Genomic DNA, 13,620 nt, shown 5'->3' with positions numbered 1-13,620 from the left:
TTATAAGAATATTAGGAGGATACATATGAAACTTAAAAAGCTTATAGCTTTAGGTTTAGCTACAGTAATGAGTGCTAGTATGTTAGTAGGATGTGGAGCTAAATCAGACTCTAATGCGTCAACAGATAATGGTGACAAAGTATTTAAAGTAGGGATGATAACAGACACTGGTGGGGTAAATGATGAATCATTTAACCAATCAACATGGAAAGGATTCCAAGACGCTCAAGAAAAATTTGGGAAAGATAAATTAGAAATAAAATATTTAGAGTCTAAACAAGATGCAGACTATGTTCAAAATATAGATACATTTGCTGATGAAGAAATGGATTTAATAATAGGTGTTGGATTTAAATTAGAGCAAGCTATAACAGAAGCTGCTAAAAATTATCCAGAACAACAATTTGCATTAATAGATGCAGTTTGTGAAGGAGAACAACCAGAAAACGTAACATCATTATTATTTGAAGATAATGCATCAGCTTACTTAACAGGATTAATAGCTGGTAGAATGACAGAAACAAACAAAGTTGGATTTATAGGTGGTATGGAATCACCAGTTATAAGTAAATTTGATTACGGATTTAGAGCAGGTGTTAAAGCTGCAAATCCAGATGCAGAAGTAATGGTACAATATGCAAATAGTTTCACAGATTCAGCTTTAGGAAAAACTATAGCTAACCAAATGCATTCAAAAAATGCTGATATAATATTCACTTGTGCAGGTGCAGTTGGAATAGGTGCTATAGAAGCAGCTAAAGAAAATGGTAAAAAAGCTATAGGTGTTGACCAAGATCAAAATGCTTTAGCTCCAAAAAATGTAATAACTTCAGCTATGAAAAACATAGATGTTGCAGTAGTAGAATTATTATCTAAAGTAGTTGATGGAAGCTATAAAGGTGGAGAAGTAATAATTAATACATTAGCTATGAATGGTGTTGGCATACCTCAATCAAGTGAAAAGAATGTTCCACCAGATGTATTAAAATATGTTATTGAAGAAGCTGAAAAAGTTAAGTCAGGAGAGGTAAAAGTTCCTGCAACTAAGGAAGAATTTGAGCAATTAAATAAATAATAATAAATTAACTATAAAAAGGACTATCTTCATAAAAAGGATAGTCTTTTTAAATGTATTACATATTTAAAATATTTAAATAGATTTTGGAAATAATAATACAAACTATATTAATATTTTATAAAAAATTATTATAATACAAAAAAAAACAAATTAAAACAAAAATCAAAATAAAAAGTTTGTTATGTTAGTTATATTTTAGTATAATAAAAAGGCTGAGAATTTTAAATAAGGAGGAAAAGAAAGAGCGATGAATAATAGTAATATCAACTACAGTCAAAAAGTCGTAGAAATGAAGAACATAACTAAGAAGTTCGGAAGCTTTGTTGCGAATGATAATATAAACCTGACTGTACATAAAGGTGAAGTACATGCTCTTTTAGGAGAGAACGGTGCAGGAAAATCTACTCTAATGAATATACTGTATGGTTTATATCAGCAAACATCTGGAGAGATATATATTAACGAAAAATTAGTTAATATGGATAATCCTAATGTTGCGATAGCAAATGGAATAGGTATGGTTCATCAGCACTTTATGCTAGTGCAACCTTTTACTGTAGCGCAAAACATAATATTAGGAGTTGAGCCTACAAAAGGTCTTGGATCAATAGATATAAATAAAGCGATAGAAGACGTTAAAGCTATATCAGAAAAATATGGATTATATGTTGATCCTAATGCAAAAATAGAAGATATAAGTGTTGGTATGCAACAAAGAGTAGAAATACTAAAAGCTTTATACAGAGGAGCAGAAATATTAATACTAGATGAGCCTACGGCGGTTCTTACTCCACAAGAAATACAAGAACTTATACAAATTATAAGAAACTTAACTAAAGAAGGTAAATCTGTAATAATAATAACTCATAAGTTAAAAGAAATAAAGGCAGCTGCAGACCATTGTACAATAATTAGAAGAGGTAAGTATATAGACACTGTAAAAGTATCTGATACAACTGAAGATGAATTAGCAGCAATGATGGTTGGTAGAGAAGTTAACTTCAAAGTTGATAAAAAAGAAGCTAGACCAACATCAAATGTACTAGAAATAAAAGATTTACTAGTAAAGGATAGCAGAAAAGTATCTGTAGTAGATGGATTATCACTAGAAGTTAAGGCTGGAGAGATACTAGGTATTGCAGGGATTGATGGAAATGGACAATCAGAGCTAGTAGAGGTATTAACTGGTCTTAGAAAAGCAGAAAGTGGAAGTATAAAAGTAAATTCAAAGGAATTAATCAACAAAAAACCAAAAGAGATATTTGACAACGGAATAAAAAATATTCCAGAAGATAGACATAAAAGAGGATTAATATTAGATTTTACTGTTGCAGAAAATACAGTTTTACAAAACTATAAAGATCCAAGATTCTCTAAAAATGGAATATTAAATAAAGATGCTATAGAAAAGTATGCTGATGAAATAATAGAAAGATTTGACGTAAGACCTACAGATCATACTGTTAAATCAAGAGCTTTATCTGGTGGTAACCAACAAAAGATTATAATAGGTAGAGAAGTTGACAATATAGAAACAGCAAGAAAAGCTACAGGAGAGCCTCAATTACTTATAGCTACTCAGCCAACAAGAGGTCTTGACGTTGGAGCAATAGAATTCGTTCATCAAGCATTAGTAAAGCAAAGAGATGAAGGAAATGCTGTATTATTAGTTTCATTAGAATTAGATGAAGTTATGAATGTATCAGATAGAATAGCGGTTATATATGAAGGTAAAATAGTAGGAATCGTTGACGCAAAAGATGCAGATGAAAATACATTAGGTCTAATGATGGCAGGAGGTGAAGATAATGAGTAGTAAGGCAAGTAAAAAGAAAATTTCTTTAGTTGATAATACTATTTTATTCTCCTTAATATCAATAGTTTTAGGTTTATTAGTTGGAGCAATAGCATTATTAATAGCAGGAAAAGACCCTATACAAGCATATTCAGCTATGATAGAGGGTGTATTTGGTAAGCCTAAGTATATTGCATGGGTTATAATAAGATCAACACCACTTATACTAACAGGTTTATCTATTGCATTTGCATTTAAAACAGGATTATTCAATATAGGTGCAGAAGGTCAGTTTATAATAGGTGCTTTAGTTGCAACTATGGTTGGTTCTGCAATACCATTACCTGCAATAATACATGTACCACTTACTCTTTTAATAGCTTGTTTAGGTGGAGCTATATGGGGTGGATTTGCAGGATGGTTAAAATCTAAGTTTGGAATAAATGAAGTTATAGCAGCTATAATGCTTAACTGGATAGCATTCTACTTAAGTAACTTTACTATAAAAAATACATGGTTAGCTAAGCCAAATAGTGAAGCATCAGTTAGTATACATGATTCAGCAACTATAGGCATAAACTGGTTAACAGATTTAGTAGGACCGGCTACAAAGGTTAACTGGGGTATAGTTATATCAATAATATTTGTTTTAGCAATAGCATTTATATTATTTAAAACTACTCTAGGATATGAATTAAGAGGAGTTGGACACAACAAGTTTGGAGCTGAATATGGTGGAATAGATGTTAATAAATCAATATTAAAATCTATGGCTATAGCAGGTATACTTGCATCTGCAGCAGGTGCTATACAAGTAATGGGTGTATCTCAAAATATTACTATATTAGCGAGTCCAGAAGGATATGGATTTGACGGTATAGCTGTTGCATTAATTGCAAACAGCAATCCTATCGGAGTTATATTCTCAGGATTATTATTTGGAGCATTTAAATACGGTGGAACTAAGATGCAAGCTGTAGGGGCTCCTTCTGAAGTAGTAAATATAGTTATAGGTTCTATAGTATACTTTATAGCTTTAAGCAGTGTATTAAGAATGTTATATATAAAATTCAGAGAGAATAAAAATAAAGGGGGTAATGCATAATGCAAGATATAGCTTTAATTATTAGTACTACTTTAATGTACTCTACACCCCTTATATTTGCGGCATTAGGTGGAGTATTTTCAGAGAATTCAGGTATAGTTAACATAGGTATAGAAGGTATGATGACTATAGGTGCTTTCGCAGGTGCTGCGGCAGGATACATGTTAGGTAATCCATGGTTAGCATTTATAATAGGTGGTTTAGCTGGAGGTTTATTTGCTTTAGTTCATGCATTAGCAACTGTAACTTTCAATGCAGACCATACTATATCAGGGGTTGCAATAAACTTATTAGCTCCTGGAGTTGCGTTATTCGCATCTAAGATAATGTTTGATGGTGCAACTATGACACCAACAATACCAATGGAACAAAAAATACCAAGACCATTAAATGGTTTATTCCCATCGGGAAGTATATTAGATACAATATTCAATGCATATGCTACAGTTTTCATAGCATTTATATTAGTTGCAGTTACATGGTATGTATTATATAAAACTAAATTCGGACTTAGAATAAGAGCAGTTGGAGAGCATCCAGGTGCAGCAGATACATTAGGAATAAGTGTTGCTAAAACTAGATATGCAGCTGTTATAATATCAGGTATATTAGCAGGATTAGGTGGAGCATCAATGAGTTTAGCAGTTGTTTCTTCATTTAGACCTACATTAATATCAGGTCATGGATATATAGCGATGGCTGCTGTAATATTTGGTAAATGGAGACCTCAATGGGCAATGGCTGCATGTTTACTATTTGGTTTCTCAACAGCATTATCTGTATACTTTGGAAATCCAGAATTACCATTTAGCATAAATGAAAACTTATTATCAATGATACCTTATATAATGACATTAATAGTATTAGTACTATTTGTTAAAAGTTCTAAGGCTCCAGCGGCACTTGGAAATCCATATAAAAAAGGTGAAAGATAAAAAAATGATAGCTTTAAGCTATCATTTTTTTTTATATAAAAATATATAAGTGATAATTAATTTTATTAAAATTATAAACATTACATTTGAAATTAAAATGTATATTAAATTGTATTTTGTTATGATCTATAAATAGCAATTGATAAATAGAGAGTGGATTAAGTTCAACTTTCTAAATTATATATTGAGGTAATAACTAAATGTAGGGTAATGACATTCGGTGTCGTTTATAAAATGAATTAAAACTTTATATAGAGAAATAATAAAAGTAGAAGAAGTTTATTTTTAGGTATTTTAACAAGATGTTAGAAGGGAGTGAGAAAAATGACCAATAAAGATATTTATTTAAGCTTAAACAGACAAGATGAAACATCTGTTAAAAAGTTATTAACTAACCATAAACTTGAAAAAGAATATACATACAATAATGACTATATAGAGGTAGTATTAAAAAATAATAATAAAGATAAAATACATAATGAAGAAATCGTAGATGAAATTGTTAACTTGATAATTGATATAATGGAAAATAAACTTCTTAGAAAGTATGTAATAAAAAAATATAGTTCTGATTCTAGTGAAGAAATTCAAAAGATATATATGTGTGCATTGAATATGTTTAAAGAAAAATATTTTATAATAAAGCAATCTTTATATGAAAAAGTATATAATTATATACTAAATGAAGACTACATAAATATAGAAGGTTTTGTAAAGTTTAGAATGAAAGAATTTAATAATTATATATCAACTATAGTAGACTTAGCATGGGAAGAATACTTCATAAAAAAAGACCAAGATGAGTTTATCAATGTGCTTAAGTATTTTGTTGATATACAGCAAGAAAAGTTAGAACTTTTAAGAATACATATAAAAGAAGATAATTCATTTATACTTTACGATAAAGATGGTAATAAGATTGATAGTATAAATGATGAAGAAATAATGGATATGGTAATAGAAGAAAATTTGAATTATGAAGATTTTTTAATGAGTAATCTTCTTACTCTATGTCCTGGTAAAATAGAAATAATAGATTCTTTAAACAATAATTCTTCTAAAGAAATAATAGAAATAATTAAATCGATATTTGGTGATAAAGTAACCTGTATTAACAGAAATTAACTTCATGCTAAATGAATTCATTATAAAGGGATAAGATATATAGTTAGAAAAATTACTTTTTTAATGGTATATTATATTTATAATTAATTATAAATATATATCGAAAAAAGGAGAACTTAGCATGAATAACATAATTAGGATATTAATCTTAGCTGTTATAGGAGGGCTAATAGGGTATATAACAAATGTAATAGCTATAAAATTAATATTTAGACCAATAAACCCAATAAAAATACCGATACTTAATATAGAGATAATAGGTATGATACCAAAGAGAAAGACAGAAATTGCTACTAATATAGCAAAGGTAGTGGAAGAGCAATTTATATCTATTGATGAAATAACGGATAATATAATAACAGAGCAAGATAAACAACATATAATTGATTACATAAAAGTAAGAGTGAAATTAATACTTAGTGAAAAGATGACTCTTATTCCTAGCACAATAAGAAATTTAGTTCAAAATTATGTTTCTGAAATAATCGAAGATGAAATAAGAGAAGGAATAGATGAATTATCTGAAGAAATGATAATTAAAACAAAGAATCGTATAAATATAAAAGAAATTATAGAAGATAAAATCAATGAATTAGATTTATATGAATTGGAGACAATAATATTACAAATTGTAAAAAATGAATTAAGACATATTGAAGTATTAGGACTTATATTAGGATTTTTTATAGGAATAGTTCAAGGAATAATAACAATATTTATATAAAATATTGTTATTGATACTAAATTAAGTATTTGATATAATTAATGTAATAATTAAAAAAATAGCAATGAAAAGGAAGAGTAAAATAGAAACAATTAAACAGAGAGGATAAGTCATAGGCTGGAAACTTATCTTAATATGACTATTTGAAAACTACCTTGGAGCTGAACTTAGTAGCATTTGTAAAATGTGAAAGTGTTCGGGTGACAACCTTATAGTCATCAAGAGGAAGTATTTAAATACTTCAACTTGGGTGGAACCGCGAATTAATACTCGTCCCAATATATTTATTTGGGACGAGTTTTTTTATTATAAAAAATTAACTAAGGAGGAAATAAAATGATAAAAGTTACTTTAAAAGATGGATCTGTAAGAGAATTCGAAAATGAACTTTCAGTTATGGACATAGCTAAGTCTATAAGTGAAGGTTTAGCTAGAGCAGTAGTTGCTGCATCTGTAAATGGAAAAGTTGTAGGACTAAACCATATAGTAAAAGAAGATTGTGAATTAAACTTATTCAAGTTTGATGATGAAGAAGGAAAAGATGTATTCAGACATACATCAGCTCATATATTAGCTCAAGCTATAAAGAGATTATACCCAGAAGCTAAATTTGCAATAGGACCAACTGTAGAAAATGGATTCTACTATGATATAGACTTAGATCATAGATTAACTAATGAAGATTTAGAAAAATTAGAAAAAGAAATGAAGAAAATAGCTAAGGAAGATATAGCTGTTGAAAGATATGAATTACCAAGAGAAGAAGCTTTAGCATGGGCAAAAGAAAATAATGAAATATATAAAGTAGAACTTATAGAAGATTTACCAGAAGGGGAAGTAATATCTTTCTATAAGCAAGGAGACTTTACTGACTTATGTAGGGGACCTCACTTACCTTCAACAAAAAAAGTTAAAGCAGTTAAATTATTAAGCGTAGCTGGAGCTTATTGGCGTGGAGATGAAAAAAACAAAATGCTTCAAAGAATATATGGTATATCTTTTGAGAAAAACAAAGACTTAGAAGAATACTTACACATGTTAGAAGAAGCTAAGAAAAGAGACCATAGAAAATTAGGTAGAGAATTAGACTTATTCTTTATACCTGAAGAAGGTCCAGGATTCCCATTATTCTTACCAAAAGGTATGGAACTTAAGAACGAATTATTAAAGTTCTGGAGAGAAATACATAGAGAAGATGGATACCAAGAAATAGAGACTCCAATAATACTAAATCAAAAATTATGGGAAACTTCAGGACATTGGTACAATTATAAAGAAAATATGTACACTGTAGATATAGATGAGCAACAATTTGCTATAAAACCAATGAACTGTCCAGGTTCTTTAATATATTATAATGCTAAGCCACATTCATATAAAGAATTCCCTATGAAAGTTGCAGAACTTGGTAGAGTTCATAGACATGAATTATCAGGTGCATTACATGGACTTATGAGAGTTAGAGCATTTACTCAAGATGATGCACATATATTCATGTTACCAGAACAAATAAAGGATCAAATAAAAGGTGTTGTAGATTTAATTGATAGAGTTTATAAGACTTTTGGATTTGAATATCACTTAGAATTATCAACTAGACCTGAAAACTCAATAGGTTCAGATGAAGAGTGGGAAGCAGCTGAAAATGGTTTAAGAGAAGCTTTAGAAGAGCTTAATTTACCATATATATTAAATGAAGGTGATGGAGCATTCTATGGTCCTAAGATAGACTTCCACCTAAGAGATTGCTTAGGAAGAACATGGCAATGTGGAACTATACAATTAGATATGCAATTACCTCAAAGATTTGACATAACTTATATAGGTCAAGATGGTGAAAAACATAGACCAGTTATGATACACAGAGTTGCATTTGGAAGTATAGAAAGATTCATAGGTATATTAATAGAGCATTATGCTGGCAAATTCCCAGTTTGGTTAGCTCCAACTCAAGTTAGAATATTACCTATATCAGATAAGTATAATGATTATGCAAATGAAGTTAAAAAAGCTTTATTTGATAGAGGAATAAGAGTTGAAATAGATGATAGAGCAGAAAAGACAGGATTCAAGATAAGAGAAGCTCAACTTCAAAAAATACCTTATATGTTAATAGTTGGTGAAAAGGAAGCTGCTGATAAGACTGTATCTGTAAGATCAAGAGATAACGGTGAAGTAGGAAGCATAAGTTTAGATGAATTTATAACTACTATATCTGAAGAAGTTGAAAGTAGAAAGAATGTAATACAAGACTAATTTATAATAAAAAGAGTAATCTATATTTTAGATTACTCTTTTTGTTTTAACACATTTCTTTTCTTATTAAAGATTTTAATTCTTCATGAGTCATAGTTTCATTTTCAAATAAATGATTTGAAACTATATGTAGGTCATTTATGTTATTTCTTAATATATCTAAAGTTTCGTTATAACAATCTTGTACTATTCTATTAGCCTCATCTTGTATTTTTTCAGATAAAAATGTTTTATTATTTCCATCTAAAGTCATAAATCCTAGATTACTCATTCCATACTCACAAACCATCTGATTAGCTATCTCTGTAACTTTCTTTAAGTCATCCTTTGCTCCAGTAGATTTATGATTGAATATAATTTCTTCTGATGCTTTTCCTGCAAGAAGTATTTTCATTTTTCCAAGAAGTTCTTCTTTAGTATAGATGTATCTATCTTCATCAGGTAATTGTAGAACATAACCTAAAGCCTGTCCTCTTGGAACTATTGATATTTTTTGTATAGGGCAAATTCCTACTAAATCACTAACTAATGCATGTCCAGCCTCGTGATAAGAGACTATTTTCTTTTCTTTCTCGATTAGAGTTGAGTTTTTTGACTCAAGTCCAGCTATAACTCTTTCTAAGGCTTTGTCAAAGTGAACTTCAGTGATTACATCGCTGTTATCTCTTACAGCAAAAATTGCAGCCTCGTTAGCTATATTAGCAAGATGTGCACCGTTAAATCCATGAGTTTTTTTAGCTAAAGTTTCTAAATTTACAGAAGGAGCTATTGGCTTATTGTTAGTGTGAACTTTTAAAATTTCATATCTAGTATGATAGTTAGGAGCACCTATATGAACATGTCTATCAAATCTACCGGGTCTAAGTAAAGCTTCATCAAGTAAGTCAAGTCTATTAGTAGCGCCTATTATTATTACATTTGAATCTTTAGTAAAACCATCCATTTCTACTAAAAGCTGATTTAATGTTTGGTCTTTTTCATTATTACTTTCTAAATGTCTTTTAGCACCTATTGCATCAATTTCATCTATAAAGATTATGCTTGGAGCTTCTTTTCTAGCTTTTTCAAAAAGAGTTCTTACTCTTTTAGCACCTACACCAACATATTTTTCAACAAACTCAGATCCAGTAACATTAAAGAATGAAGAATTTGTTTCACCAGCAACTGCTGATGCAAGTAATGTTTTACCTGTACCAGGAGGACCATAAAATAATACACCTTTTGGTATTTTTGCGCCCATTTTTTTGTATTTATCTGGAAACTTCATAAAGTCTACTATTTCAAATAATTCCTCTTTAACTTCTTCTAATCCAGCAACATCGCAAAATGTAGTCTTAGGTTTAGATGAACTAGAATCTTCACTTGAATTTTCCTTTTCCATCTTAGTTGTTTGGGCAAACACAGGCACTGGTTTATTTATTTTCTTAAAAAAATTTTCCCACATTTTCATAGCCATACACCTCAGATAATAAAAATTGTTTATTTATTTTAGATTTTCCATAGTTTATAAAATTTATTACTTAAATTTTTTTATTTTAATAATAAATTTCTAATATCTTAAAGTATAACCATAAACTGTATATATGATTACTTAATTTAAATTATTTTATAAAAAAAATAAAAAAATACTTGAAAAACTAATTGATAAGTGATATAGTAAATAAAGTAAGATAATAAAGAAAACAAGAAGAAGTCCGCTTCTCACCTTACGATAAGTGTTGTAAGTGTAAATATAAGTTAAGTTTATATATTTTTTTAATATATAAAACTTGTTTAAATGTGTTAACTTATATGCGGATGATTTTAATCATTCGCTTTTATTTTTATAAAAAATTTGGAGGTGTCCTACCATTAGTAAGGAACTAGCAATCAATGAACAAATAAGAGATAAAGAAATAAGAGTTATCTCAGACAATGGAGAGCAACTTGGAGTAATGTCTGCTAAAGAAGCTCAAACAATAGCTAATAATAAAAATCTAGATTTAGTAATGATATCACCTAATGCTAATCCGCCAGTATGTAAGATAATGGACTACGGTAAGTACAAGTATGAACAATCTAGAAAAGAAAAAGAATCTAAGAAAAAACAAAAGGTAGTAAACATAAAAGAAGTTAGATTAAGACCAGGTATAGAAGCTAATGACTTAAATACTAAAGCTAATCAAGCTATAAAGTTCCTTAAAAAAGGAGATAAAGTTAAAGTTGAACTTAGATTTAGAGGTAGAGAATTAGGACATAAAGACATTGGTAAAGAAGTAATGTTAAAGTTTATAGATATAGTAAAAGAGTTTGGAGAACCAACTAAAGCCCCAGCATTTGAGGGAAATAACATGGTTGTAATGATAGATCCAAAGAAATAAATGATTAACTGAGAGGAGGAAATTAACATGCCTAAAATGAAAACTCATAGAGGTGCTGCTAAAAGATTCAAAAAGACTGGAACTGGAAAATTAAAGAGAGCTAAAGCTTTCAGAAGACACATATTAACTAAGAAAGCTGCTAAGACTAAGATGCAATTAAGAAAGTCTGGAATAGTTACAGCAGGAGATGCTAGAAGAATAGCACAATTATTACCATACTAAAAATCGGATAAAAAATAGATAAACAATTAATAACAGAGGAAGACGAAGGAGGTCATAACGATGGCAAGAGTTAAAAAAGCTATGAACGCTCGTAAGAAGCATAAGAAAGTATTAAAACTTGCAAAAGGATTTATAGGATCAAGAAGCAAATTATATAGACCAGCAAATACATTTGTAATGAAGGCGTTAAAGAACGCTTATATAGGAAGAAAGTTAAAGAAGAGAGACTTCAGAAGACTTTGGATACAAAGAATAAACGCTGGAACAAGAGCTCATGGATTATCTTACTCAAGATTCATGAACGGATTAAAATTAGCTGGTGTTGAAGTTAACAGAAAAATGTTAGCTGAAATGGCTATACATGATGCAGAAGGATTTGCTAAGTTAGTAGAAGTTGCTAAATCTAAATTAGCTTAATTATATAGAAAAAGCTTTTGAATTTTATATTCAAGAGCTTTTTTTATTTAAATATATTTTAAGTGATTAGTAAATAAAAAGTCTCTTAAATATATATAATATAATTATATAAATTAAGGTATGTATTGTTGTTTTTAATAGAGTTTTGGAATATAATAAAATAATGATTATTAACTATTTTGAAATTAATCCCAAAATACAAAGGAGGGTTTAAAATAGTGAGAAAAATTGTAAAAAAACTTTCTGATCTAATAAATAAAATGGAACCTACTCAAATAATGGTAATAGGATTTGCTATTATAATATTGATAGGAGCTATTTTACTTAATATGCCAATATCTACTCAAAATGGAGAGAGCATAGGATTCTTAGATGCATTATTTACATCAACTTCGGCAGTATGTGTCACAGGATTAATTGCGGTTGACACATCGACTTATTGGAGTTTTTTTGGACAACTAATAATTATAACCTTAATACAAATTGGTGGATTAGGGTTTATGACTATGACAACATTATTTGCTCTTATAATCAAGAAAAGAATAAACCTAAGGGAAAGACTTTTAATACAAGAATCTTTGAATCAAATAGATTTATCAGGATTAGTTAAGCTAACTAGGTACATATTACTTACAACAGTTTTAATAGAAGGTACAGGAGCATTATTATTATCAACTGTATTCATACCTCAATTTGGGATCTTAAAAGGGATTTGGTACAGTATATTCCATGCTATATCAGCATTTTGTAATGCAGGCTTTGACTTAATGGGAGTAGTTAGTGGTCCATTTTCATCACTAACATATTATGTAAATAATTTTACTATAACTATAACAGTATCACTATTAATTATTTTAGGTGGTATAGGATTCCCTGTAATCCTTGATTTAATAAGAAATAAGAAGTTATCAAAATTAAATATACATTCTAAAGTTGTACTTTTTACAACTTTTGTTTTAATAGGATTTGGAATGCTATTTATACTAGTATTAGAATATAATAATCCAAAAACACTAGGTCAATTAGGGTTTGGAGGAAAAATATTAGCATCACTATTCCAATCAGTAACACTTAGAACGGCTGGATTTAATACAATAGATTTAGCTGCTATGAGAGAAAATAGTATATTTTTTATGATAATATTAATGTTTATAGGTGCATCTCCGGCATCGACAGGTGGAGGGGTAAAAACTACTACAATAGCTACATTAATATTAACTGTAAAGTCATTTATATTAGAAAAACAAGATATAGAAGTATGTGAAAGAAGGATAAGTGAAACTACTGTAAAAAAATCATTAGGAATATTTTTAATAGGTGTAGCTCTATTTTTAATGGGAACTCTTATTATATCTATAACTGATCCAGATTTTAGCTTACTTGAAGTTGGATTTGAGGTAGTATCTGCTATTGCTACAGTTGGGCTTAGTATAGGTGGAAGTCCAAATCTTAGTATTTTAGGAAAGATATTTATAATGCTATTTATGTTTATGGGAAGAGTTGGATCTTTAACTATATTTATGGCATTGGCATCAAGAGGAGTCAAGAAAAATCCTCTTATTAGGTATCCAGAAGGTAAAATAATAGTTGGATAAATAAAAAA

12 protein-coding genes and 1 other annotated feature are annotated in these 13,620 nt (G+C 29.1%); of the genes, 11 read left to right on the top strand and 1 reads right to left on the bottom strand.

What is annotated here, in order from left to right; translation table 11 throughout:
- Positions 1–25 precede the first annotated feature (25 nt).
- From Q5F54_RS00405 to thrS, 7 genes are all read left to right on the top strand, one after another.
- Positions 26–1,075, top strand: a complete 1,050-nt coding sequence (locus Q5F54_RS00405) for a BMP family protein (RefSeq protein ID WP_071119389.1) — start codon at positions 26–28, stop codon at positions 1,073–1,075.
- 250 nt (positions 1,076–1,325) lie between these two features.
- Positions 1,326–2,894 carry an ABC transporter ATP-binding protein gene (locus tag Q5F54_RS00400; protein ID WP_071119390.1) on the top strand — a complete coding sequence of 523 codons (1,569 nt, stop codon included), beginning with the start codon at positions 1,326–1,328 and terminating at the stop codon, positions 2,892–2,894.
- Entirely contained in the window at positions 2,887–3,978 is a 1,092-nt protein-coding gene (locus Q5F54_RS00395; protein WP_071119391.1) for an ABC transporter permease, read from the top strand. The genes Q5F54_RS00400 and Q5F54_RS00395 overlap by 8 nt, the downstream gene beginning before the upstream one ends.
- The gene (locus Q5F54_RS00390) at positions 3,978–4,913 is read left to right on the top strand and encodes an ABC transporter permease (protein WP_071119392.1); all 936 of its coding nucleotides are present in this window, start codon (positions 3,978–3,980) and stop codon (positions 4,911–4,913) included. The genes Q5F54_RS00395 and Q5F54_RS00390 overlap by 1 nt, the downstream gene beginning before the upstream one ends.
- A 324-nt stretch (positions 4,914–5,237) precedes the next feature.
- Positions 5,238–6,038, top strand: a complete 801-nt coding sequence (ytxC, locus tag Q5F54_RS00385) for a putative sporulation protein YtxC (protein WP_281537371.1) — start codon at positions 5,238–5,240, stop codon at positions 6,036–6,038.
- 121 nt (positions 6,039–6,159) lie between these two features.
- Positions 6,160–6,762 carry a DUF445 domain-containing protein gene (locus tag Q5F54_RS00380; protein ID WP_288305435.1) on the top strand — a complete coding sequence of 201 codons (603 nt, stop codon included), beginning with the start codon at positions 6,160–6,162 and terminating at the stop codon, positions 6,760–6,762.
- Between the two features lie 55 nt (positions 6,763–6,817).
- Positions 6,818–7,043, top strand: a binding site (T-box leader).
- 55 nt (positions 7,044–7,098) lie between these two features.
- Positions 7,099–9,018 carry a threonine--tRNA ligase gene (gene thrS, locus Q5F54_RS00375; protein ID WP_277232178.1) on the top strand — a complete coding sequence of 640 codons (1,920 nt, stop codon included), beginning with the start codon at positions 7,099–7,101 and terminating at the stop codon, positions 9,016–9,018.
- A 46-nt stretch (positions 9,019–9,064) separates the two neighbouring features.
- Here the strand turns inward: thrS and Q5F54_RS00370 are convergent, their stop codons facing one another.
- Positions 9,065–10,468, bottom strand: a complete 1,404-nt coding sequence (locus Q5F54_RS00370; RefSeq protein ID WP_277232181.1) for an ATP-dependent metallopeptidase FtsH/Yme1/Tma family protein — start codon at positions 10,466–10,468, stop codon at positions 9,065–9,067.
- A gap of 400 nt (positions 10,469–10,868) precedes the next feature.
- Between Q5F54_RS00370 and infC the strand changes: the two genes are divergently transcribed.
- From infC to Q5F54_RS00350, 4 genes are all read left to right on the top strand, one after another.
- The gene (gene infC / locus Q5F54_RS00365; RefSeq protein WP_074010952.1) at positions 10,869–11,378 is read left to right on the top strand and encodes a translation initiation factor IF-3; all 510 of its coding nucleotides are present in this window, start codon (positions 10,869–10,871) and stop codon (positions 11,376–11,378) included.
- Positions 11,379–11,405: 27 nt separating this feature from the next.
- Positions 11,406–11,600 carry a 50S ribosomal protein L35 gene (gene rpmI / locus Q5F54_RS00360; protein ID WP_071119398.1) on the top strand — a complete coding sequence of 65 codons (195 nt, stop codon included), beginning with the start codon at positions 11,406–11,408 and terminating at the stop codon, positions 11,598–11,600.
- A 60-nt stretch (positions 11,601–11,660) separates the two neighbouring features.
- On the top strand, positions 11,661–12,017 hold the full coding sequence (gene rplT, locus Q5F54_RS00355; protein ID WP_071119399.1) for a 50S ribosomal protein L20: 357 nt from the start codon (positions 11,661–11,663) through the stop codon (positions 12,015–12,017).
- A 218-nt stretch (positions 12,018–12,235) separates the two neighbouring features.
- Positions 12,236–13,612, top strand: coding sequence for a TrkH family potassium uptake protein (locus Q5F54_RS00350; RefSeq protein WP_277230801.1), 1,377 nt, complete (start codon positions 12,236–12,238; stop codon positions 13,610–13,612).
- Positions 13,613–13,620 lie beyond the last annotated feature (8 nt).

The sequence above is a fragment of the uncultured Romboutsia sp. genome (genome assembly GCF_958366745.1).
Classification (GTDB): Bacteria; Bacillota; Clostridia; order Peptostreptococcales; family Peptostreptococcaceae; genus Romboutsia; species Romboutsia timonensis.
Note: the sequence above shows the minus strand (reverse complement) of the source record. Positions and strands in the feature narration are given on the sequence as shown.